This is a genomic window from Actinoplanes sp. NPDC089786 (assembly GCF_040684855.1).
Classification (GTDB): Bacteria; Actinomycetota; Actinomycetes; order Mycobacteriales; family Micromonosporaceae; genus Actinoplanes.
The window spans coordinates 175,070-198,043 of sequence record NZ_JBFBGU010000018.1; the positions used below are offsets into that span (position 1 = coordinate 175,070).

20 protein-coding genes are annotated in these 22,974 nt (G+C 72.2%); 13 read left to right on the forward strand and 7 right to left on the reverse strand.

From position 1 onward, the window contains the following. Positions 1 to 131 precede the first annotated feature (131 nt). The 4 genes from AB0O15_RS35920 to AB0O15_RS35935 all read right to left on the reverse strand — a co-directional run bounded on the left by AB0O15_RS35920 (position 132) and on the right by AB0O15_RS35935 (position 5,214). Entirely contained in the window at positions 132 to 971 is an 840-nt protein-coding gene (locus AB0O15_RS35920; protein ID WP_364328413.1) for a sugar phosphate nucleotidyltransferase, read from the reverse strand. Next, complete coding sequence (locus AB0O15_RS35925; protein ID WP_364328322.1) at positions 965 to 1,489, reverse strand: NUDIX hydrolase; 525 nt, start codon at positions 1,487 to 1,489, stop codon at positions 965 to 967. Before AB0O15_RS35925 ends, AB0O15_RS35920 begins: the two co-directional genes overlap by 7 nt. 30 nt (positions 1,490 to 1,519) lie before the next feature. Next, positions 1,520 to 3,316: an HD domain-containing protein gene (locus AB0O15_RS35930; RefSeq protein ID WP_364328325.1), complete on the reverse strand. Its 1,797-nt coding sequence runs from the start codon at positions 3,314 to 3,316 to the stop codon at positions 1,520 to 1,522. Between the two features lie 98 nt (positions 3,317 to 3,414). Then, positions 3,415 to 5,214 (reverse strand): DEDD exonuclease domain-containing protein, encoded by a 1,800-nt coding sequence (locus tag AB0O15_RS35935; protein WP_364328327.1) that lies wholly within the window; start codon positions 5,212 to 5,214, stop codon positions 3,415 to 3,417. 104 nt (positions 5,215 to 5,318) lie between these two features. On the opposite strand from AB0O15_RS35935, the gene AB0O15_RS35940 reads away from it, so the two are divergent. The 7 genes from AB0O15_RS35940 (at position 5,319) to AB0O15_RS35970 (ending at position 12,658) form a co-directional block, all read left to right on the forward strand. Continuing rightward, positions 5,319 to 6,674 (forward strand): NYN domain-containing protein, encoded by a 1,356-nt coding sequence (locus AB0O15_RS35940; protein ID WP_364328330.1) that lies wholly within the window; start codon positions 5,319 to 5,321, stop codon positions 6,672 to 6,674. A 75-nt stretch (positions 6,675 to 6,749) separates the two neighbouring features. After that, complete coding sequence (locus AB0O15_RS35945) at positions 6,750 to 6,962, forward strand: hypothetical protein (RefSeq protein WP_364328333.1); 213 nt, start codon at positions 6,750 to 6,752, stop codon at positions 6,960 to 6,962. Positions 6,963 to 6,978: 16 nt separating this feature from the next. After that, positions 6,979 to 8,235, forward strand: coding sequence for a M48 family metallopeptidase (locus AB0O15_RS35950; protein ID WP_364328336.1), 1,257 nt, complete (start codon positions 6,979 to 6,981; stop codon positions 8,233 to 8,235). Then, on the forward strand, positions 8,235 to 9,356 hold the full coding sequence (locus tag AB0O15_RS35955; protein WP_364328339.1) for a glycosyltransferase family 4 protein: 1,122 nt from the start codon (positions 8,235 to 8,237) through the stop codon (positions 9,354 to 9,356). Before AB0O15_RS35950 ends, AB0O15_RS35955 begins: the two co-directional genes overlap by 1 nt. Before the next feature lie 59 nt (positions 9,357 to 9,415). Beyond that, positions 9,416 to 11,296, forward strand: coding sequence for an ATP-binding cassette domain-containing protein (locus AB0O15_RS35960; protein ID WP_364328342.1), 1,881 nt, complete (start codon positions 9,416 to 9,418; stop codon positions 11,294 to 11,296). Positions 11,297 to 11,864: 568 nt separating this feature from the next. Continuing rightward, on the forward strand, positions 11,865 to 12,167 hold the full coding sequence (locus AB0O15_RS35965) for a thioredoxin family protein (RefSeq protein ID WP_364328345.1): 303 nt from the start codon (positions 11,865 to 11,867) through the stop codon (positions 12,165 to 12,167). A gap of 68 nt (positions 12,168 to 12,235) precedes the next feature. Further along, entirely contained in the window at positions 12,236 to 12,658 is a 423-nt protein-coding gene (locus tag AB0O15_RS35970; RefSeq protein WP_364328348.1) for a DUF4395 domain-containing protein, read from the forward strand. A gap of 766 nt (positions 12,659 to 13,424) precedes the next feature. Here the strand turns inward: AB0O15_RS35970 and AB0O15_RS35975 are convergent. Both AB0O15_RS35975 and AB0O15_RS35980 read right to left on the reverse strand, forming a co-directional pair. Continuing rightward, positions 13,425 to 14,093, reverse strand: a complete 669-nt coding sequence (locus AB0O15_RS35975; RefSeq protein ID WP_014688640.1) for a response regulator transcription factor — start codon at positions 14,091 to 14,093, stop codon at positions 13,425 to 13,427. 7 nt (positions 14,094 to 14,100) lie between these two features. Next, positions 14,101 to 15,726, reverse strand: a complete 1,626-nt coding sequence (locus AB0O15_RS35980) for a GAF domain-containing sensor histidine kinase (protein ID WP_364328416.1) — start codon at positions 15,724 to 15,726, stop codon at positions 14,101 to 14,103. A 232-nt stretch (positions 15,727 to 15,958) separates the two neighbouring features. Between AB0O15_RS35980 and AB0O15_RS35985 the strand changes: the two genes are divergently transcribed. Genes AB0O15_RS35985 through AB0O15_RS36010 form a run of 6 tightly spaced genes read left to right on the forward strand, consistent with a single transcriptional unit; the run spans position 15,959 to position 21,507 of the window. Continuing rightward, complete coding sequence (locus AB0O15_RS35985) at positions 15,959 to 16,411, forward strand: SRPBCC family protein (protein ID WP_364328351.1); 453 nt, start codon at positions 15,959 to 15,961, stop codon at positions 16,409 to 16,411. Positions 16,412 to 16,428: 17 nt separating this feature from the next. Continuing rightward, positions 16,429 to 17,736: a hypothetical protein gene (locus AB0O15_RS35990; protein ID WP_364328354.1), complete on the forward strand. Its 1,308-nt coding sequence runs from the start codon at positions 16,429 to 16,431 to the stop codon at positions 17,734 to 17,736. A 57-nt stretch (positions 17,737 to 17,793) separates the two neighbouring features. Next, positions 17,794 to 18,744, forward strand: coding sequence for an ROK family glucokinase (locus AB0O15_RS35995; RefSeq protein WP_364328357.1), 951 nt, complete (start codon positions 17,794 to 17,796; stop codon positions 18,742 to 18,744). Between the two features lie 2 nt (positions 18,745 to 18,746). Further along, a complete protein-coding gene (locus AB0O15_RS36000) occupies positions 18,747 to 19,424 on the forward strand; it encodes an endonuclease/exonuclease/phosphatase family protein (RefSeq protein ID WP_364328360.1) in 678 nt (225 codons plus the stop codon). A gap of 26 nt (positions 19,425 to 19,450) precedes the next feature. Further along, on the forward strand, positions 19,451 to 20,797 hold the full coding sequence (locus AB0O15_RS36005) for an NAD(P)-binding domain-containing protein (RefSeq protein WP_364328363.1): 1,347 nt from the start codon (positions 19,451 to 19,453) through the stop codon (positions 20,795 to 20,797). Then, positions 20,794 to 21,507 carry an alpha/beta fold hydrolase gene (locus AB0O15_RS36010; protein ID WP_364328366.1) on the forward strand — a complete coding sequence of 238 codons (714 nt, stop codon included), beginning with the start codon at positions 20,794 to 20,796 and terminating at the stop codon, positions 21,505 to 21,507. The genes AB0O15_RS36005 and AB0O15_RS36010 overlap by 4 nt, the downstream gene beginning before the upstream one ends. On the opposite strand, the gene AB0O15_RS36015 is transcribed toward AB0O15_RS36010, so the two are convergent. After that, entirely contained in the window at positions 21,426 to 22,934 is a 1,509-nt protein-coding gene (locus AB0O15_RS36015; protein WP_364328369.1) for a trehalose-6-phosphate synthase, read from the reverse strand. The two genes, AB0O15_RS36010 and AB0O15_RS36015, sit on opposite strands and share 82 nt — an antisense overlap. Positions 22,935 to 22,974: the final 40 nt, after the last annotated feature.

Genomic DNA, 22,974 nt, shown 5'->3' on the forward strand with positions numbered 1-22,974 from the left:
AAAAGATTGATGTCGTGCCTGGGTGGGTGGCTCAGACCGCAGCTCCCGCCGAGGCCGGGCGCGCGGCTCCAAGGCCGCGGGGCGGCCAGAACAGAGCCGCGCACCCTTCATTCTGGGTGAGTGGTCACCCTTCAAGAAAGAAGAGCGGCCGGGATGGTGAGGGTGCCGACCCGGATCGCATCGGTGAGCACCTCGGCCGCGCCGACCGTGGCGCCGGGCAGGACCACCGAGCGGGTCACCGTGCCGTGCACCGTGGCGTCGGCGCCGATCACCGCGGACGTGCAGGTTCCGGACACCGAGGCGCTGGGGGCGATCAGGTTGCGGTGGCCGGCGGCGTGCAGGTTGGCCGCCAGGTAGAGCGGGGGCGTGCCGGTGTCCAGGTAGGTGCCCTCGAACGGGATCAGCTCGAGCTCACCGGCGGCCTCGGCCGGGCGCCAGACGTCGCGGACCAGGCCGGCCGGCGACGGAACCAGGTCGCGGACCCGGGACCAGGGCAGCAGCGAGAAGCCGGCGAAGCGGTGGTTGCTGAAGCCGCCCGATTCGCCGTCGGGGAGCGGCCGGACCAGCATCCGGACCGACGAGCCGGACCAGCCGTCGAGCAGCGCCGCGATGTCCTTGCCGGGGGGACGGGACGGGTCGGACAGGTAGGCGTCCGCGTTGCCGACCAGCACGCCGCGGCCGTCGATCCAGTCGCGCAGCTCGGCCACGCCGCCCGAGGTGCCCAGCGGGCCGTCCGGCTCGACCGACAGATGAGCTCGGGCGCCGACGTGGGCGACGACCTGACCGGCCAGATAGGAGGCGTTCACCGCGACCGCGGCGACACCGGCGGCGGAGACCCGGGCCAGCGCCCGGTCGAGCAGGGGCACGTTGCCGACCGGACACAGCGCCTTCGGCAGGTGGGTGGTGAGCGGGCGGAGTCGTTGCCCCTCGCCGGCGGCCAGGATCACCGCGCAGACGGCGGCGGTCACCAGTCCACCCCGGCGCTGTCGGCCGGATCGCGGCCGGCCGACGGGCCGATGCCGTACACGCCCAGCAGCAGTTCGGTGTTCGGCGTGAGCCGGGGCAGTTCGCCGACCGGCCACCAGCGGGCCTCGAACACCTCGCCACCGTCCACCTTGAACACGGCGTCGTCCGGCGCCGTGCCGAAGAAGACCAGGTCGATCCAGCCCAGCGCGTGCACGATCGCGTTCGGTTGGCCCGGCGTCAGCGCGGACGGGTCGAGCCGCAGCCCGGACTCCTCGAACAGCTCACGCGCGGCGCCGACGGCCGGTTGCTCATGCTTCTTGAGCAGGCCGGCGGGCAGGCCCCAGCCCCGGCCCGGTGGCTGGAGGAGCAGCAGAATGCGGTCTTGCCCCGGGGACCGGATCACGTTCACCGCCCCGACCAGGTATTTCGGGCCGGCCAGGCGGACCAGGAAGCGGCGGGCGCGACCGGGCAGCTGGTAGAAGGCGCGGTAGCCGTAGCCACGCAGCCGCCGGGGGATCTTCACGTTGGCCAGGCTATCGGGCGGCCGGACGAATCAGTCCGGGTGGTCGACGAGCGTGATGAGCTGCTCGACCACCATGTCGGGGTCGAGGGTGCGCTCGAAGACCGCCACCAGCATGGTCTCGAGGTCGGGGTAGCCGAGGTCGTCGGCCAGCCGGCGCAGCGGCACCTCGCTGGCCAGGCCGCGGTCGTGCTTGCGCAGCGTGAGCCCGATGGTGGCGCGGCCGAGGCGCATCTTGTCGGCGATGCTGATGCCGGGCTCGTTGTCCTCGGCGAAGTACTTGTTGATCTGCATCTGGGCCTGGCTCGACTTGACGAACCCGAGCCATTCCTTGCGGGGGCCGCGCGGCGCGTTGGGCTCGGCGTCCACGTGACCGTCGGTCTCGGTGAAGATCTCGACGACGTCGCCGTCGTGCAACTGCGAGCTGAGCGGGGCGAGACGACCGTTGATGGTCGCGGCCAGACACTGCTCACCCTTCTCGGGGCTCAGTTCATAGGCCAGATCGACCGGCGTGGAGGCGGCCGGCAGCTCGACCGTGTTGCCGTGCGCGAAGATCTGGATCTGCCCCTCGGACAGGTCGCACCGCAGCGACGCCAGGAACTGCAGCGGGTCGGTGGTGTCCTGTTCCCAGTCGAGCACCCGCTTGAGCCAGGTGAGCTGGTCGGTGCCGGGGATCGCGTCGGTGCCGAAGGACGACTTGGGGTAGCGGTAGCCGGCGGCCACCCCGTATTCCGCGCAGCGGTGCATCGACTGAGTGCGGATCAGCACCTCGACCAGCTTGCCGTCGGGCCCGGTGACCGTGGTGTGCAGCGACCGGTAGAGGTTGTTCTTGGGTGAGGCGATGAAGTCCTTGAACCGGCCGGCGACCGGGCGCCACTGGCCGTGGATCGCGCCGAGCGCGGCGTAGCAGTCGGTGTCGGGGCCGTCGACCACGACCGCGATGCGCGGCAGGTCGAGGGGCACCGCGTGACCGCCGGCGACGGTGTCCTTCCAGATCGAGTAGTAGTGCCGGGGCCGCCAGTGCACGTCGGCGGTGACCCGCTGGCGGCGCAACGAGGTGCGCGCCTTGCCGATCACGTTGTGCAGGTATTCGGACCAGCCGGGGCGGTTGTTCACGTGTTCCTCGATGCGCGCGTAGGCATCGGGCTCGAGGTGGAACAGCACCACGTCGTCGAGGTCGCGCTTGAGGGCCTGGATGCCGAGCCGGTCGCAGAGCGGCACGAGCACGTCGAGCGTGGCGGTGGCGATGCGGGCGCGCGAGGCGGGGGAGCGGACACCCAGCGTGCGCATGTTGTGCAGCCGGTCGGCCAGCTTGATCACCAGCACCCGGACGTCCTTGCCGGCCGCGACGATCATCTTGCGGATCGTCTCGGCCTCGGCCGCCTTGCCGTAGAACGCCTTGTCGAACTTGGTCACGCCGTCGACCAGGTGGGCCACCTCGGGGCCGAAGTCGCCGGTCAGCGCCTCGAGCGTGTAGCTGGTGTCTTCCACCGTGTCGTGCAGCAGCGCCGCGACCAGCGTGGTGGTGTCCATGCCGAGCTCGGCGCAGATCTGCGCGACGGCGAGCGGATGGGTGATGTACGGCTCGCCGCTCTTGCGCATCTGACCGCGGTGCATGTTCTCGGCGATGTTGAAGCCGCGCCGCAACACGCCGGCGTCGGCCGACGGATGGATGGTGCGGTGGGTTCGGGTCAGCTTGGTGACCGGGTCGTCATCGCTGCCTCCCTGAAAACTCAGAAAGGAGCGGAGCCGCTGTGAGAGCGTTGTCTCTCGGGGCGCGGAACTGTGCCCGCGGCTGAGCGCGGCGCCGTGGCCGGCGTCGACGTCCACCCGGACACCTCCTCACCCCTCGCGGCCACCCCGGCGAGCCTGCGCGCGCGCCGAGACCACCACGGACCGACCAAACCGGTCGGTAACCCCGTGTTGCCCTACAGCCTAAGCGAGCGAGCGTCGTCCGAACGGTCAGTTACCGATGAGCGAACGGATGAGTCTCGTGACCCAACCGCGGCCTCGGCCCTGGTGAGAAGGCTAGTGAAACGCGCGGCGCCACGAGCCGGTGACACCCAGTCGCCGGAAGTCTCCACCAATCGGGTGTCGGGTTTCTCGAGCCACGTGAGAATCCGCTCGGTCTCCTCCGCCGTGGCCGCCGGAACCGGTCCCGGTCCGGGTAGGACCGTCTCGGCCGTCTGCAGGGCGACATCGAGCGTGGGGCGCGGGTGTTGCCGGGGCGGCGAGGAGGCCGCCGCGGCCAGCCGGCCATGGCGGACCACCACGATCTCCCAGCCGCCGACCGCGTCGCGGCGGGCCGCCACCAGCTCGGAGAGCCTGGTCAGGGCGCCCAGCCGCTGCATCCGCACGGTGGCCCGGAGCACCGCGATCAGCCGGGACCGGACGACCGCCGCCTCCTCATAACGCTCCCGGTCGGAGAACTGGTCGATGCGGGCCATCAGGGCGTCGACGATCGGCCGCGGGTCGCCCACGGTGGCCGTCCGGAACGGAACCGCGGCGCGTTGGGCGTACTCCTCGGTGGAGATCTCGTGCTCGCAGGGCGCCGGGCATCTCCCCAGCTCAGCCAGCGCGCAGGCCGGCGTCTTGGTCTTGGTCGAGAGCTTGTGGGTGCACTGCCGGAGCGGGACCGCGTCGTGGAAGCCGGCCGCGGCCAGCTCGGCCGTGCGGCGCGACGAGAACGGGCCGAGGTAGGACGCGCCGTCGTCGGCCAGCGCCCGGACCACCGAGAGTCTCGGGTACGCCTCCTGGGTGAGCTTGAGCCAGACCACCCGATCGGGATGCTTGGACCGGCGGTTGTACGGCGGGGAGTGGGCCGCGATCAGGCGTAACTCGCGTACCTCGGCCTCCAGCGGGTGGGCGCACTCGACCGCCTCGACCCGCACCGCCGCGGCCAGCATCTCGGAGATGCGCGCCCGCTTCTCACTCGCCGTGAAATAGGACCGGACCCGCTTGCCGATGTCGTTGGACGTGCCGACGTAGAGGGGGCGACCATCTTGAGCTCGGAAGATGTAGACGCCGGGGACATGCGGCAGACCGTCGGCCAGGTGCCGTTGCCGGCGCTGCTCGGGGCTGACCGCCTTGGCGAACTCGACCGCGTCGCCCAACGTGTAGACCCGGTAGCTGCCCAGGCGCTCGATCAGCCCGTGGAGCACGTCGACCGTGGCCTTGGCGTCGTCGAGCGCGCGGTGGGTCGGCTCGACCCGGGCCCGGAAGAACCGGGCCAGCGTGGCCAGCTTGCGGTTGGGCACCTCGTCACGGGTCAGCGCCCGGCGGGCCACCGCGGCCGTGTCGAGCACCCTGACCTGGGGCCACTGGTAACCGTGGCGGGCGCAGGCGGCCTTCAGGAAGCCCACGTCATAGGGCGCGTTGTGGGCCACCAGCACCGTGCCGCGGAGGAACTCGAGCAGGCTGGGCAGCACGGTCTCGATCGACGGGGCCGGGGCCAGCATCGCCTCGGTGATGCCGGTCAGCACGGTGATGAACGGTGGCAGCCGCTCACCCGGGTTGACCAGGGTGCCGAAGACCCCCAGCTCTTCGCCGCCGCGCACCTTGACCGCCCCGATCTCGGTGATGCCGCCGCCGTCCGGAGCGCCGCCCGTGGTCTCCAGATCGAGCACGGTGAAGGTGGTGTCGGCCAGGGACAGCGCGGCCGGATCGACCGAGCCGTCGGCGGACAGGAGCGTGTCCAGAGTGCCCTGGACGTATGCCGGTTGTGCCACGGCGGGGAGATTAGGACATGGGTACGACAATTCCCGGCCGCGCGCCCGAAAAGATCACTTCACGGATTGGGCGGTTGCCTTCCACAGGGTGGGAGAATGAATTCATGTCCGCGCTCGAGCCGTTCTCCGACACCCCCGCCGAGGGGTCCGCGGACGCGGCCGAGCCGACCCTGCCCGAGCCCGTCCGCCAGCGGGTGACCGCCCTCGCGGCCGCCGCGATCCCCGCCCTCTCGGCCGACGAGGTTCCGGTCGTGCTACGGAAGGTCGCCCGGTTCGCCCCGAATCGTCGCGCTCGTCTCGGCGGTCAGGCGATCGCCGCCCAGCTCACCGCCGACCCGCTCTTCCGCCAGCGGATCGGCCGCCGGGTCGCCGACGATTCCGGCGATCTGGGCGCGGCCGTCGCCGCCGGCTTGTCCCCGGCCGCCGCCGACCCGGTCGAGGTCGCCGCGATCGCCTATCTCTGCCGGCCCGACGGCTGGCGTGAGCTGGTCGCCGAGGCCGGCGAGGCGGTCCGCGCCGATGTCGACAGCGCCGCGGTGATCAGCCAGATCCGCGACGCCGAGCAGCGGGCCGCCCGCGCCGACCACGACCGGGCGGTCGCCAAGGTCGAGGCCGACAAGCTGCGCGACGAGCTGGCCCGGGTCCGCGAAGAGCTCGGCCAGCTGCGCGAGGAACACCGGGCCACGGCGAAATCGCTGCGTGAGGCCCTGGTGGCCCAGAAACGGGCGAGTGACCTGCTGGCCACCGAGAAGGGTCGCGCGACGCAGGCCAAGGCCGAACACGAGACCGAGGTACGCCGGCTGCGCGCCAAACTGGCCGACGCCGAGGCCATCGCCGCCACCGGCAAGGCGGCGGCCAAGGAGGCGCGGTCGGCCGACGACACCCGGCTCTGGCTGCTGCTCGAGACGATCGGCCAGGCCGCCTCCGGGCTGCGCCGCGAGCTTGCCCTCGGCCCGTCCGACCGGCTCCCGGCCGACTACGTCGCCGACACCGCGGCCGAGCGTCCCGGTCAGCCCGAGCGCTCCCGGGCCCGCGCCCAGGACACCGACGACCCGGCCCGCCTCGATCAGCTGCTCGCCCTGCCCCGGGCCCACCTGATCGTCGACGGGTACAACGTCACCAAGCGCGGCTTCGCCGAGATGTCCCTGGAACAGCAGCGCAAACGCCTGATCACCGGGCTCGGCGGCATCGCCGCGCAGACCGGCGACGAGGTGACCGTGGTCTTCGACGGCGCCGAGCGGGTCCACGGGCTGCCGCCGGCGCCGCGCAACGTCCGGGTGCTCTTCTCGAAGAAGGGCGAGACCGCCGACGAGCTGATCCGGCGGCTGGCCCGCGCCGAGCCCGACGGCCGGCCGGTGGTGGTGGTCTCGTCCGACCGCGAGGTGGCCGACGGGGTCCGTCGCCACGGTGCGTATCCGATGGGCGCCGACAGCCTCATCCGCCGGCTCTCGCGCAGCTGACGTTTTTGTCGTACCCCCTCCGTAGCGTGATGGGTGTGGCGGTCACCCGTCACGACTTCGCATGGAGGAGGAGCCATGATCATCGACTGCGGGCGTTGCGCCGAGCGGGCCGATGAGTGCAGCGGTTGCCTGGTCCGGGTGCTCGCCGAAACCCCCGAGGAGATCACCGACCTGACGCCCAGCGAGATGCGGGCCATCGAGGTCTTCGAGCTGGCCGGCTTCGACGTGGAGTTACTGTCGACGCCGGAACCTCCCGTCGTGGTGCCCTTCCGGCGCGACGTGGCCTGACGGGTAGGGTCGCCGCGTGACAGTGCGGGGCTGGGCTCTTATGGCGTTCGGCGTGCTGGTCGTGGCCGGTGTGGTGCTCGCCGCGGTGCTGATCCCGTGGCACCGGCCGCCGGCGCCGCGGGCCGACCAGCTCAGCGCGCTCGGCGAGTTCGACCAGAGCCAGGTCGACAAGGCCGAGGCGTTCCACCGGGCGCTGCGGCCGGGGTCGTACGGGTCGATGCTGATCGGTCTGGTCGTCGCGCTGGTGCTCGGCCTGACCCCGCTCGGCGCGGGCCTGGTCACCCTGGCCGGGCGCCCGTTCGGTGGCCACTGGGTCGCCCGGGCGCTGCTCGGCGGCCTGCTCATCGTGCTGGTCTCCGAGGTGGTCACGCTGCCGTTCGCGGCCTGGCGGCACACCATCGTGGTGCGTTACGGCATCTCCACCCAGAGCTGGGGCCCCTGGGCCGTCGACCTGGTCAAGGGCTGGGCGGTCGGCGCGGTGATCGGCGGGGTGGCGTTGCTCGGCTTCTTCGCCGTGGTCCGGCTCGCGCCGCGCTGGTGGTGGGCGTGGGGCGCGGCGGGCGCGGCGATCCTGGTGATCCTGCTGTCGTTCGTGCTGCCGGTGCTGGTCGAGCCGGTGTTCAACAAGTTCACGCCGATGGCCGCCGGGCCGTTACGCACCGACCTGATGCGGCTGGCCGACCGGGACGGCGTACCCGTCAAGGATGTTCTGGTCGCCGACGCCTCCCGCCGCACGCGGGCGGTGAACGCCTACGTCTCGGGGTTCGGGCCGACCCGGCGGATCGTCGTCTACGACACCATGCTGACCGAGGCGACGCCGGCCGAGGTGGTCTCGGTGACCGCCCACGAGCTGGGCCACGCCAAGGCGCAGGACGTGCTGATCGGCACGCTGCTCGGGGCGCTCGGCACGGCCGCCGCGGTCATCGGCCTCTACCTGCTGGGCTTCTGGAGCGCTCTGTTGCGTACGGCCGGGGTCGACTCGATCGCCGAACCCCGCGCCCTCGGCCTGCTGGTCGCGATCGCCGCCGTGGCCGGCCTGGTGGCCACGCCGGCACAGTCCTTCGTCACCCGCCAGATCGAGGCGCGGGCCGACGACCACGCGCTCGAGCTGACCCAAGATCCGGCCACCTTCGAGTCGATGCAGCGCAAGCTCGGCTCGGTCAACCTCGCCGAACCCGACCCGCCGGCGTGGGAACAGGTCCTGTTCGCGTCCCACCCGTCCACCGTGGAGCGGATGGCCGCCGCCCGCGCCTGGGCCCGCGGGGAGCGCTGATGGCCCGCACGCTGCTGATCACCAACGACTTCCCGCCCCGGCCCGGCGGCATCCAGCAGTTCATCCACAACCTGGCCGTGCGGCAGCCGGCCGGCTCGGTGGTGGTCTACGCCTCGACCTGGAAGGGGGCGGCCGAGTTCGACGCCGAGCAGCCGTTCGAGGTGATCCGTGAGGACACCGGCATGCTGCTGCCGACGCCCGCGGTCGCCCGCCGGGCCGCCGAGATCGCCCGCACCCGCGACTGCGACCGGGTCTGGTTCGGCGCGGCCGCCCCGCTCGGCCTGCTCGCCGCCGGTCTGCGCCGCGACGCCGGGATCGAGCGGGCGGTGGCGATCACCCACGGCCACGAGATCGGCTGGGCCGCGCTGCCCGGCGCCCGCCACCTGCTGCGGCGCATCGCCCGCGGCAACGACGTGGTCACCTACCTCACCGACTATCAGCGGGTCCGCCTCGGCCGGGCGCTCCACGGCCTGACCGACCTCCAGCGTCTGGCCCCCGGCGTCGACGCCGACACCTTCCATCCCGGCGTCGACGGGTCGGCCATGCGAGCCAAGTACGGCCTGTCCGACCGGCCGGTCGTGGTCTGCGTCTCCCGGCTGGTCCCGCGCAAGGGTCAAGACATGCTGATCCGCGCGCTGCCCGAGATCCGTCGCCGGGCGCCGGGCGCGGCGCTGCTGCTGGGCGGCGGCGGGCCGTACCGCGCCAAGCTGGAACGCCTGGCCCGCGACACCGCGATGGCCAAGCACGTGGTGTTCACCGGCTCGGTGCCGTGGCCGGCGCTGCCCGAGCTGTACGCGGCCGGCGACGTCTACGCGATGCCGTGCCGCACCCGGGCCGGCGGGTTCGACGTCGAGGGCCTCGGCATCGTCTATCTGGAGGCGTCGGCCGCCGGGCTGCCGGTGGTGGCCGGCGACTCGGGCGGCGCGCCCGACGCGGTGATCGAGGGCGAGACCGGGCACGTGGTGGGTGGCCGAGACGTGCCGGCCATCGCCGGCCGGGTCGCCGAGCTGCTGGCCGACCCGATCAAGGCCAAGGCGATGGGTACGGCCGGACGCTCCTGGGTGGAGCGGGAGTGGCGGTGGGAACGGCAGGCCGACCGGCTCCGTCACCTCCTCACGTGAATCGTTCACTCTTCGCACGTGAATAGACACGGAGCGTCATCGAGGCGTATCAAGGCGTCATGCAGCCCGACGAGGACGACGAATCGGAACTCGCCCTGCCCTACTGGCTGACCAGCACCTCCGAGGCGGCCACCACCGGCTTCCGGGCCATGCTGCGGCGGCTGCCCAAGCTGCTGCTCGCGGCCGGGCGCATCGCCTGGGAGGCCAGCCCGCGCACCACGACGGCCGTGGTCGTGCTCCAGGCGCTGTCCGGTGTGGTCAGCGCGATCGGGCTGATCAGCGTCGTCGGCGTCTTCGACGGCCTCCTCCGGGACGGCGCGACCCCCGAGCGGGTACGCGCGGCCGCTCCCTCCCTCGTGCTGCTGGTCGCGGCGGTGGCCGTACGCGGAATCCTCACCTCCGCGGCCGCGAGCGCCAACGGCCGGCTCGCCCCCAAGGTCTTCCAGGCGGCCGAGATGCGCCTGCTCACCGTGACGACGCAGGTGGAGCTGACCACGTTCGACGACCCGGAGTGGCGGGACGCCATGCAGCGCGCCCGCGACCGGGGGATCAGCGCCGCCGAACAGGTCGTCAACCAGGCGATCGAGGTGCTCAACAACGTGATCGGGCTGATCGCCGCCGGTGGTGTCCTCGCCGCCCTGCACCCGGCCCTGCTGCCGTTGCTGATCCTCGCCGTGCTGCCGGTGGCCTGGGCGTCGGCCCGCGGCGCCCGGCTGCGGCACCAGAGCCTGCTCAAGATGATCGCCATGTGGCGCCGCCAGCACATGCTGGCGCACCTGCTCGCCGCCCGCGAACCGGCGCCCGAACTGCGCGCGTTCACCCTGCGCGGCTTCCTGCTGGACGAGGTGCGGCGGCTGCTCGCGATGGCCACGAAGCGGGAGATCGCCCTGTCCGACACGGTCGTGCGCACCACGCTGGTCGGGAGCGTGCTGAGCGGCTTGATCACCGGCCTCACCTACGGCGTGCTGCTGTGGCTGCTGTGGACCGGCGAGATGGCGCTGGCGGCGGGCGGCGCGGCCGCGTACGCGATCAATGTGGGCATCGGCAAGCTCTCCGAGCTGGCGTACTCGGCCAACCGGGTGTTCGAGCAGGGGTTGTACTTCGCCGACTTCGAGGGCTTCTGCGAGATGTCGCGGGCCCGCGCCGAGCAGCCGCCCGTCCCCGGTTCCCCCTCGCCCGGCCTCGACGAGATCAGCCTCGCCAACGTGACCTTCACCTACCCCGACGCGGAGCGGCCGGCGATCCAAGACATCTCCCTCACGGTACGGAGGGGAGAGATCATCGCCCTCGTCGGCGAGAACGGGTCCGGCAAGAGCACCCTCGCGGCCGTGATGGCCGGGCTGTACCGGCCGGAATCCGGCATCGTCCGATGGGACGGCGCCGACCTCCGGGCCTTCTCGCCCGAAACCATCCGCGACCGGGTGGCCGTGGTGATGCAGGAGCCGACCCGGTGGCCCTTCTCCGCACGCCAGAACATCACCATCGGCCGCCACGACCGCGCCACCGACCACGACCTGGTGCAGGTCGCGGCCCAGGCCGGCGACGCCCACGACTTCGTGATGGAGCTGGCCCGGCAGTACGACACGCTGCTGTCGCGGCACTTCACCGGGGGAGCGGACCTGTCCGGCGGCCAGTGGCAACGCCTGGCCGTGAGCCGCGCCTTCTACCGCGACGCGCCGCTGCTGATCTGCGACGAGCCGACCGCCAACCTGGACGCCCGGGCCGAACACGCGGTGTACCTGCGCCTCCGCGAACTGGCCGCCGGCCGCACGGTCATCCTGATCACCCACCGCATGGCCAGCGTCCGCGAGGCCGACCGCATCTTCGTCCTCGACCACGGCGCGGTGGTCGAGGAAGGTGATCACTCGTCGCTGATGTCCCGTGGCGGCATCTACGCTCAGATGTTCACCCTCCAGGCGAGCGCCTACCAGAACGCCTGATTCCCCTCCGCCGGGTTTGCTCGCTTGCGCTGGGTCTCCTTCGCTGGACGCTGTCTTGCCGGGTCTCCTTCGCCGGACGCACGCTTGCCAGGTCTCCTTCGCCTGATCCCCCTTGCCGGTGGGATTGGTGGGTGGGATCACCTGGTCGGTTCGGCTTGCGGCGTGCCACAGTCGGGACATGACGGTCGGGCTGGTCGTGGTTGCCGTCGCGCTGGTGGTTGCGACGGTGATCGGTCTGTGGCGGCGCGCGTCGGATGGGCGCCTCCGGGCGGCCCCTTCTGGCCGCGCCGCATCTTTCGCCGCGCCTTCGCTCAGCGCTGATTCTTCGATCGCGCCTTCTTCTGGCTCTTCTTCCCTCGCTGGGCCCTCGCCCGGTGCCTCCCCCTCCGGCGCCTTCTCGCCCGGTGTCTCCTCTTCCGGCGCCTCCTCGCCCGGATTGTCCCCTTCCGGCGTCTCTTCGCCCGGCCTCTCCCCTTCCGGTGCGGCCGAGTCCGGCGCTTCTGATTCCGGCGGCGCCTCTTCCGGCGCTGTCGATGACGACGCTTCCGCGGCCGGGATTTCGCCGGCGTTGCTCGAGGCGCTTGGCGTCGACCGCAACGCGGAAGCGACGTTGCTGCAGTTCTCGTCGGCGTTCTGTCAGCCCTGCCGCGCGGTCCGTCGGATCAGCGGCGAGGTCGCGGCGATGGTGCCCGGGGTGCGACACGTCGAGGTCGACGCCGAGAGCCACCTGGAGGCCGTGCGGGCGCTGAACATCTGGCGTACCCCCACGCTCCTGGTCCTTGACCGCAACGGCCGCGAGGTAAGGCGTGCCACCGGGGTGCCCGGCAAGCCCCACCTGATCGCCGCCCTGGGCGACGTGCTCGACCGCTGAAACTGCACTTCAACAATGGTGATGTCACTCACGGCCGCGTCCCGCCCGCAAGGTGCGACAGTCATGACATGGAGCTAGACCCCCGAGGCCAGCGCTTCGCGGCGTCCATCACCAGCGTCGTGATAATCCTGGTGCTGGTGACCAGATCCCCCTGGCTGGCCCTCGCCCAGACCGCGGTCTTCGCGCTGACCGCCACCAACCCCCGCCGCGGTCCTTACGCCTTGCTCTTCCGCCAGTTCGTCCTGCCCCACATCGGCCCACCCGCCGAACGCGAGCCCGCCGCCCCCGTCCGCTTCGCCCAAACCGTAGGCCTGGCCTTCCTGGGCGCAGCCACCATCGCCTTCTTCGCCGGCGCGCCGGTCGTCGGTCTGATCTTCGCGGGCCTCGGGCTGGTCGCCGCCTTCCTGAACGCAGCTTTCGGCCTCTGCCTGGGCTGCGAGGCCTACCTGGCCCTGCGCCGCCTGACCGCCGCCCGCAACTCGGCCGCCTGACGGCCGCGCAACTCGGCCGCCCGCAACTCGGCCGCCCGCAACTCGGCCGCCTGACGGCCGCCCGCAACCGCGTCGTTTGTCGCTGGCCGTCGACCGCCCGCAACCTCGTCGCCTAAATCCACATTCCGCTGCCGCTGTGGACAACTCGTCGTTCTGTCGTACCCGGCGGCTACATTCCTGCCCACCCACAAGGGCGGGGGAGGCGGTGGCGCGCGAGCTGCGAAGCAAGATCAATTGAAATCGCCAAAGCGAGATTCTGCGCCGCGCGGCGCAGAGCCCGGCGATGTTGATGGTTGTGCCGACCGCGCTCGAACCCGCGTGAAGCCGTCCGTCATGGGGTGCTCGGGCGAAGAATCCCCCGATCGGGTGAATGGTCGGGTGCCGGATCGGTGACGAGAAAGGGCCGAAGATCCGGCCGTCAGGAATCGCCGTAGAAGCCGGGAATGCCGGGAACCGCCGGAGCGGCAAGCCTCACGCCGCTGCCGAAGCGCCGGCCGCCAGGGCCCCGGAAGAGCCGTTCGCCTCGGCCCCGGAACGCCAATCACTCAGCCCGTGAAACCCCAACAATCCAGCCCGAGAAGGCCGACAATCCAGCCCCGGGAGACCGACAACCCAGCCCCGGGAGACCGACAATCCAGCCCCGGAAGACCGACAACCCAGCCCTGGAACGCCGATCACTCAGCCCCGGAACGCCCGAAAATCAGCCCGGAACGCCGACCGCCCGGGCGCGGTGAAGCGGCCGGGCGGGTCAACGGGGTGGTGCGGGTCAGAACTTGGGGGCGTCCGGGGCTTCCAGGAGGCCGAGGCGGAGGGCGGTCATCAGGGCCTGGGCGCGGTTGGCGGCGCCCAGTTTCTCGTACAGCTTGGAGATGTGGGTCTTGGCCGTGGACTCGGAGACGAAGAGCTGCTTGGCGATGCCGGCCACGCTCATGCCGTCGGCGAGCAGGCGGAGAACCTGGCCCTCGCGTGGCGACAGTTGTGGGCCGCTCGGCGCCAGGCGGCGCTTCATGGCCTCGGCCAGGTCGGCGGCGGTGAACGCGCTGGGTGCGCTGGCGGCGTGCCGGGCGGCCGCCACCACCTCGTCGGCGGGCGCCGTTTTGGGGACGAACGCGCTGGCCCCGGCCTCGAGAGCGCCGAAGAGCTGGTCGTCGCCCGCGTACATGGTGAGGACCACGATGCCCATGTTGGCGTTGTTCTTGCGGAGGGCACGGGTGGCTTCGAGGCCACTGCCGTCGGGCAGCCGGAGATCCATGATCACGACGTCGGGCTGCAGGGCGCCGGCCTGGCGTACGGCCTCGGCCGCCGTGGCGGCCTCACCGACAACCTCGAACTGCCGGTCGCGCTCGAATGCGTGTCGCAGCCCCTTACGAATCAAGTCATGATCGTCGACAAGGAGGACCTTGGTGCGCGTCGTCGGCGCAGGACTGGTCGACATGCTCGGGTTACTCCCCTTCTGGAGCGGGAACGCTATCCCGCACGCTATCGCGCCTAGCGGCTGTGCCAAGCACCACGGCTACGGTTGTCCCGCTGGGGTGTCGTGGCGTGATCTTGAGCTTCCCGCGAATTCGTTCGGCACGTTCGGCCATGATGGTGAGCCCGTAACGACCGTCGGGGCGGTCGTCCGCGAAACCTTTGCCGTCGTCCGAGACGGTGATCTCGGCGTACGGCGGATCGATGGTGCAGGTGACCCATAGATTGGACGCCCCTGCGTGCTTCCGCGCATTGGTGATTGCTTCTTGGGCGATGCGCAGCAATTCCGCCTCGGTCGCGGCGGGCAGCCGGGCCGTGGACTCGTCGAAGGTGAAGTGCACGCGCAGGCCGGCCGGCGTGCCGATGGTCCGGGCGTACTCGGCGATGGCCGCCGCCAGACCGCCGTTGCGATCGACCTCCGAGCGCAGCTCGAACAGGCTCAGCCGCAGCTCGGTGATCACCCGGGTGACCTCGGCCCGCAGCGACCGCAGCTCCTCGGCCGTCTCCTCGGCGCCCTCGGGCAGGGTGGCCTGGGCGTTGTCGATGCCGTACCCGACCATCACCAGCTCCTGCGCGACCCCGTCGTGGATCTCACGGGCCAGCCGCTGACGTTCCTCGTTGGTGGCCAGCGACCGCACGTCGTCGAAGAGCAGGGCGGCCTCGAGGCGCAGCGCGGCCGGGCCGGTCACGTCGGTCACCTGGGCCACAACCGGTGAGGGGTACGCCTGCGCGATGTCGGCCTCGAGGATCACCAAGCCGATCGTACGGACACCGGCGACCAGGGGCACCACCAGCGACGATGACGCGTCGCCGCCGCGGTGGGAGCGGGCCTGGGAACGGTTGGCGGTCTGTGGCTGCTGGGTGGCCCAGGCGTCGGCGATGGCCGAGTCGGCGTCCAGCGTGGTCTCCCAGTCGACCCGCTCGGCGCCGCTCTGGGCGAGCACCACGAGCCGCCCGCCGCCGCTGGTCGAGAGCACGGCGGCCCGCTCGCCCGGCGCGACCTGGCGCAGTTCGTCGAGCAGGTGCTCGGAGATGCCGCCCGGGTCGAGCGTGGCGCCGGGCAGCGAACGGGCGACGCTGCGCAGCTGGGTCAGCAGCCGGGTGGCCTCGGCGTACGGCTGGGGCGTGGGTGGGGGTGGCGCCATGAACTGGCGCATCGTGTCGGCGGCGAAGGTGACGATCGCCCCGAGGACCAGCCACTGGCCGCCGGCCGCGAGGAAGCCGGGCTGGGTGATCGGCGGCGGGTCGCCCATCAGGGTGCCGCCCGCGACCATCGAGACCGCGGCCACGCCGAGCAGGGCGGCGCCTTCGGTCGGCCGGCGGCGCAGGCTCGCGGTCAGCAGCGGGACGGCCAGGTAGGGGAGGATCACCTCGGCGCCGAACCCGGCGTACTCGCCGATCCGGTCGGCCGCGGCCGCGACGGAGCCGGCGGCGAGGCCGGTGATCGCCACCTCGGCCACCCGCCCGAGCGGCGCCAGCCACCGGTGGTCCGGCGCGAGGAACGCGGGCAGCGCGGCGACCAGCAGCAGCGCGATCCAGCGGAGCTGGCCGATGTCTTCCGTCGCGATCAGGGTCAGCGCCGCCACGAGGGCGAGCATGACGATGCGCGCGGCCACTGCCAGGGGCTGGACGCGGGTGGGGGCGGTGGGGGATCCGGGCACGTCACGGATGGTAGCGGCATGGTCGGTGAACGGCCCATCGGCGGACCGGCGCTGAACCCGGGTCCCCCATTCGCCGCCGGTGCTGACGCCCCGGACCAGAAATTGGGGACCCGGGTTTGGGCAACCCTGCACGGTCAGTTTGTCGTGGGTGCGCGGTAACCTCCGGGGCATGGCGGACACCTCGACACAGTCGATCCGGATCGCCGCGCCCCTCGATCGGGTCGCGGCGGTGATCTGCGATTTCGCGCGATACCCCGAGTGGGCCGACGCGATGAAACAGGTCGAGGTGCTGAGTGAGTACGAGGATGGGTACGCGGCCGAGGTCCGGTTCGTCATCGACGCCGGTGTGCTGGCCGACGACTACACGCTCGAATACTCGTACGCCGAGGATCTCTCCCACATCGAGTGGAGCCTGGTGAAGCCGTCCAAGACGCAGAAGTCGCAGGACGGCTCCTACGATCTGGAGGCGGACGGTGACGGGGCGACTACGGTGACGTACACGCTCGCGGTGGAGTTGTCGGTGGGAATGCTCGGCATGTTCCGGCGCAAGGCCGAAAAGATGATCATGGATACGGCGCTGAAGCAGCTCAAGCGTCGTGTGGAGGCCTCTGCGGAGGCGTGACCGGCGAGGAGCGCGGTATGGCGGGAGAGACGGGTTCGGCGCGGCAGGAGGCCGAGCGACTGGTCGCCACCGTGCTCGCGATGACGAGCCAGGCGTCCGACGACACGGTCGCGGCGACGGCCGACCGGATCGTGTCCGGCCTGGGCCAGATGGGCTCGACGGTGGCGGGTTTCGTGACCCGCGCGACCGAGGCCGCGTCGGGTGGATCGGCGGCCGCTTCAGGCGGGTCGGAGGCCTCGAAGACGGCGGAGGCCTCGAAGACGTCGGAGGCCTCGAAGACGTCGGCGGCGCCGGAAGGCGAGCCCGACGAGCCGAGGACCGGGCCGAAGCCCGCGGCTGAGGGTGATCCGTGGGCGCGGGCTACGGCGTCCCCATCATCGGCGACCGACAGCGCGGCCGAAAGAGACAGCGCGGCCGAGCACGAGAGCGCGGCCGAGCACGAGAGCGCGGCCGAGCAGGAGAGCGCGGCCGAGCAGGAGAGCGCGGCCGAGCACGAGAGCGCGGCCGAGACAGAGGCCACGGCCGAGGGCGACCCCTGGGCCCGTGCGACGGCGCCGCCGTCGCCGGCCGACGAGGGTGATCCGTGGGCCTGGGCCACCGGTGCGGTGCGGCGGGTGATAGGTCAGGGCGGTGACGATCGGCCGGGTACGCACGTGAGCTACGGCTGGTCGACCGGCAGCGTCGAGTGCTGTGTCTGCCCGGTCTGCCGGACGATCGCCTCGATGCGGAACCCGACCCCCCACACGGCCGAACGGCTCGCGACCGGCGCGGGGGACATCGCGACCGGCGTGGCCACGCTGATGCGGGCGTTCTCGGCGATGTCCGGCACCAGGCCCAAGCCGCCCCGGCGCAGAACGGCGCCGCCGCCTCCGCCCGACCCCGATCTCGCCTGGTCGGCGGCCACCCGGCGCGGCTCGGCGCCGGTCGATGTCGCGGACGCGCCCGACGACCAGTCACCGTGGACGGCCGCGACCCGGGCCGCCAACAGCGAGGCCAACAAGGAGGCGGCCGAGCGGGCGGCGCTGGCCAGGGCCGAGCGTGAGCGGGTCGCCAAGGCGAAGGCGGAGTCGGCCGCGCGGGCGAGGCTGGCCCGCGCCGAGGCCGCCGCCCAGGCAAAGGCAGAGGCCGCGAAGGCCGATGTCGAGGGCGCGACCGGTGGCCCGGGCCCGACCCCGGCGGGCGGCGAGGCGCGGCCGTGGGGCTGGGGCGGCGGCGACCGGGCGGGTGATGTCTGGGCCCGGGCCACCGCAGATCCCGGGGTTGGCGGCGCGACCGGCGGGCCCACCGTGGATCATGATGAGACGGGCGACGCGGCCCGCGACTGATCGACGGGGCAAGCCGGTCAAAAGGCATGCGGGACAGGGCCAGAGGGGACGGGCAGCGTGACGCTGACCATCGGAATCGATGTCGGTGGGACCAAGGTCGCCGGCGGGGTGGTTGACGAGCACGGCACCGTGCTGGCGTCCAACCGCAAGCCCACGCCCGCGGAGGACCAGGCCGGGACCCGGGACACGATCGTCGAGGTGGCCGCCGAGCTGGCCCGGGAACATCCGGAGGCGACGGCCATCGGCATCGGCGCGGCCGCCTGGATCGACGCCGCGGGCTCGACCGTCCTGTTCGCCCCCAACCTGGCCTGGCGGGACGAGCCGCTGCGCGACTACGTGTCCAAGGCGGTCGGTCTGCCCACCGTCCTGGAGAACGACGCCAACGTGGCGGCCTGGGCCGAGTTCCGGTTCGGGGCGGCCCGCAACGCCGACGACTCGATGGTGATGATCACCGTGGGCACCGGCATCGGCGGCGGGATCGTGATCAACGGCGGCCTGTGGCGCGGCGCCAACGGGATGGCCGGCGAGCTGGGCCACATCCAGTCGGTGAACGACGGCCACCCGTGCGGCTGCGGCCGGCTCGGCTGCCTGGAGCAGTACGCCAGCGGCAACGCCCTGGTGCGCTTCGCCCGGGCCGGGGCGCGGCAGGAACCGGACCGCGCCCGGCTGCTGCTCGACCTGGCCGGCGGCGACCCCCTGGCGATCACCGGCCGGCAGATCACCGAGGCGGCCCACCACGGCGACGGCGTGGCCCGGGACGCGTTCGCCCAGATCGGCTACTGGCTGGGCGTGGCCATGGCCGACCTGGCGCAGTCCTTCGACCCGCAGATCCTGGTGATCGGCGGCGGCGTGATCGACGCGGGTGACCTGCTGATGGGCCCGACCGAGAGCACCTACCGCGATCAGCTGGCCGCCCGGGGCCGCTTCCCGGTGGCCGAGGTCAAGGCGGCCGAGACCGGCAACACCGCGGGTGTCCTCGGCGCGGCCGACCTGGCCCGGCGGATCTGATCATGACCGGGATCCCGCTGCGGGTGATGACCTACAACGTGCACGGTCTCAAGGACGACCGGGCGGCCCTGACCGGCCTGATCCGCGACGCCGAGCCCGATGTCGTGCTGGTGCAGGAGGCGCCGCGCCGGTTCCGGTGGCGGCACAAGTGCGCGGCGCTGGCCGACGACGCCGGCATGGTGGTCGGCGCCGGCGGCCTGCCGTCGCTGGGCAACCTGATCCTGGTCAGCCTGCGGCTCAGGGTGCTGCGATCGTGGTGCGTCCGCTATCCGCTGACGCCGGGACGGCACATGCGCGGCGCCGCCTTCGCGACGTGCGCGGTGCGGGGGGCCGAGTTCACGGTCTCCGGTTCGCACCTGTCGACCGATCCGGTCGAGCGCCCGGAGCAGGCGGCCCGCTGGAAGCAGGAGCTGTCGGCGATCGACGGCATCGTGATCGCCGGTGGTGACATGAACGAGGGGCCGGGCGGGGGCGCCTGGCGTACGGTCGCCGATGGTCTCGGCACCGACGACGCCGGCATCCTCACCTTCCCGGCGCGGCTGCCCCAGCACCAGCTCGACGCGGTGTTCGCCCACCCGGGCGTGACCATCGACAAATACGCTGTGATCGACACGGACCAGGCACGTCTGGCGTCCGACCATCTTCCGGTCATCGCGGACCTGAGACTCCCTTCCGCATAAGCGGGAGTCTCTGCGAGGATTCGCGGGTGCCAGAGACACCCGGAGTCGCCGACCGCCGAGATGCCGTGTGCGTCATCGGCGCGGGCGCGAGCGGCCTCACCGCGATCAAGAACCTGCGCGAGCACGGGTTCGCGGTCGACTGCTACGAGCGCGAGACGTCCGTGGGCGGCGGGTGGAACTGGCGGCATGACCGCAGCCCGATCTCGTCCGCCACCCACCTGATCTCGTCCCGCCCGCTCTCCGAGTTCCCCGACTTCCCGATGCCCGACGACTGGCCCGACTATCCACACCACGCCCAGGTGCTGTCCTATCTGGAGCGGTACGCCGAACACTTCGGGCTGGGCGAGCATGTCTGGTTCGGCACCGAGGTGGCGTCGGTCGTGCCGGTGGGGGACGGCCGGTGGGACGTGACCACCCACAGCACCGGTGGCGGGGCCGAGCGCACCCAGCGGTACGCGGCCGTCGTGGTGGCGAACGGGCACAACTGGGCGCCGCGGATGCCCGAGATCGAGGGCGAGTTCCGAGGGCGCTTCCTGCACGCGAGCGCGTACAAGAACCCGGCGGTTCTGCGTGGCCGCCGCGTGCTGGTGATCGGCGGCGGCAACTCGGGCTGCGACATCGCGGTCGAGGCGGCCCAGCAGGCCGCCGAGGTGTGGCATTCGACCCGGCGCGGTTACTGGTACGCCCAGAAGTACGTGTTCGGCCGCCCCGCCGACCAGTCCGCCGCCCTGATGCGGCGCCTGCGCCTGCCGATGTGGCTGCGCGACTGGCTCTACCGCCGGACGGTGCTCGCCACCTCCGGCGACCCGGCGCGGTTCGGGCTGCCGACGCCCGACCACGGCCCGTACGAGTCCCATCCGGTCGTCAACAGCCAGCTCATCCACTACCTGGGCCACGGCCGGATCACCCCGGTGCCCGACGTCGCCCGGTTCGACGACGCCGCGGTCGAGCTGACCGACGGCACCCGGGTCGAGCCCGACCTGGTGATCGCGGCGACCGGTTACCGGCCGCAGTTCGAGTTCCTGGCGCCGGAGCTGCTCGACCTCGACGACGATGGCCGGCCCGATCTTCATCTGCACGCGTTCGCCCGGCGGCACCCGACGCTCGCCGTGGTCGGCCTGCTCCAGTCCGACTCGCCGGGGCTGCTCCCGCTGGCCCACTGGCAGAACGTCGCCGTGGCGCGCTGGCTCCGGCTGCGTACGGCCGACCCGGTGCGCGCGGCGGCCGTGCAGCAGGCCGAGTCGAAGCGCCCCCTGGAGCAGTGGTCGCGGAGCAAGACCGTGCCGACGGCGCGTCACTGGTTCGAGGTGAGCGGCGTCGACTATCTGAAGGTGCTCGCGGAGCTGTTGAAGCGGTTGGAGCCGGCGCCATGAACCTACTGCGCTTCGAGGACTGGACATCGCCGGTGCGGCCGGTACGCCGCCGGGTGCTGAGCGAGGTGCCGGCCGACGCGTCCGAGCCGCCGGTGCTGTTCGTGCCCGGCCCGGCGTTCGGCGCCGGGGTGTTCGCCGAGCACTGGCTGGCCCACACGGCCGGTCGCGGCTTCCCGGCCCACGCGCTGACCGCCCGTGAGAACGGTTCCCTCCGCGAGTACGCGCACGACGTCGTCCAGACCGCCGCGGCCCTGCCCCGGCAGGCCGTGCTGGTCGGGCACGGCGTCGGCGCGATGATCGTGGCCCGGGCCGCCACCCGCTACCCGGCGCGGGCGATCGTGCTCGCCGGCCCGGTGCTCGACCGGTGGGCGACGATCCGGCAGGCCCTCACGGTCAACCCGGCCGGCGCGATCCCGGCGATCTTCGGCGGCCGGATGCGGCTCAACCGGCGGCAGGCCGGTCATGGCTCCATCCCGGCGCGGTTGCCGGCGTTCCAGATGGAGAAGCCGGTCGGCGACCCGCCCGTGCTCGTGGTGGGCAGCCCCGACGACAAGGTGGTGCCGCGCGCCTCCCTCGACCGCACGGCCGCGCGGTACGGCGGCGCGCCCCTGCTCTTCCCCGGGATGGGTCACGACCTGATGGTGGGCGACGGCTGGGCCGAGCCGATCGACGCGATCCTCGACTGGCTGGGCAAGGAACTGACCGTCTGAGCCGGCGGCGGGATCAGCTCGGCGATCCGGCCGGTCCGGTCCAATGTGGTGAGATAGTCGCGCGCCCAGCGGACGATGTCGTGCCGGCTCAGGTGGTCGCGCATCGCCACCATCCGCTTCGACAGGTCGTCCGGCCGGGTGTCCATGGCCTCCAGCAGGGTCGCCTTCAGCCCGTCCACGTCGTGCGGGTTGACCAGGAACGCCTCTTCCAGCTCGGCCGCGGCGCCGGCGAACTCGCTGAGCACCAGCGCGCCGGTCCCGTCGGTGCGGGCGGCCACGAACTCCTTGGCCACCAGGTTCATCCCGTCGCGCAGTGGCGTCACGACCATCAGGTCGGCGGTGCGGTAGAGCGCGGCCAGCTCGGCCCGGTCGAACGGCTGGTTCAGGTAGTGGATGGCGGGCTCGCCGACCCGGCCGTACTCGCCGTTGATCCGCCCGACCTCGCCCTCGATCCGGTCGCGCAGCGTCTGATAGCTCTCCACCCGCTCGCGGCTGGGCACCGCCACCTGCACCATCACCGTGTCGCGGACCTTGACCCGCCGGTCCCGCAGCAGTTCGCTGTACGCGGTCAGCCGGTGTTCGATGCCCTTGGTGTAGTCGAGCCGGTCGACGCTGAGCAGCACCCGCTTCGGCTGGCCCAGGTCGGACCGCAGCTGCCGCGCGCGGTTCATTACGTCCGGCCGGGCGGCCAGGGCGCTCATCTCGGCGACGTCGATCGAGACCGGGAAGGCTCGGGTACGCACGACCCGGTCGCCCTCGGGCGAGCTCAGCACGATCTCGTCGTCGGTGGCCGCCGCCCCCAGCAGCTTGGTGGCGAGCTGGGCGACGTTGTGGGCCGCCTGCGGCCGCTGGAAGCCGACCAGGTCGGCCCCGAGCATCCCGCGCAGCAGCTCGACCCGGCGGGGGAGCTGCATGTAGAGCTCCGGCGGCGGGAACGGCACGTGCAGGAAGAAGCCGATCAGCAGGTCGGGCCGCAGTTGCCGGAGCATCGCCGGGACGAGCTGGAGGTGGTAGTCCTGCACCCAGACCGCGGCCTTGGGCTCGGCCACCTCGGCCGCGGCCTCGGCGAACCGCCGGTTGACCGCGCGGTAGGTCTCCCACCAGCCGCGGTCGAAGACCGGCGGCTCGACGGCGTCGTGGTAGAGCGGCCAGAGGGTGGAGTTGGCGAAGCCCTCGTAGTAGCCGCGCAGCTCGTCCTCGCTCAGCCCGACCGGGCGGATGCGCAGGCTGCCGATGTCGGGGAGGGCGGGCGCGTCGCCGATGCCGCCGCCCCAGCCCACCCAGGTGGCCGGCGTGTTCTGCAGGATCGCGTGCAGGGCGCTGGCCAGACCGCCGGGGCTGCGTCTCCATTCACAGGCACCGTCGGGGGCCGCGTTGTCGTCCAGGGGCAAACGGTTGGCAACTACCACCAGTGAGCTCTGACGCACCACGACAGGTTACGCCACAACTACGCACCGAAGTATCGGC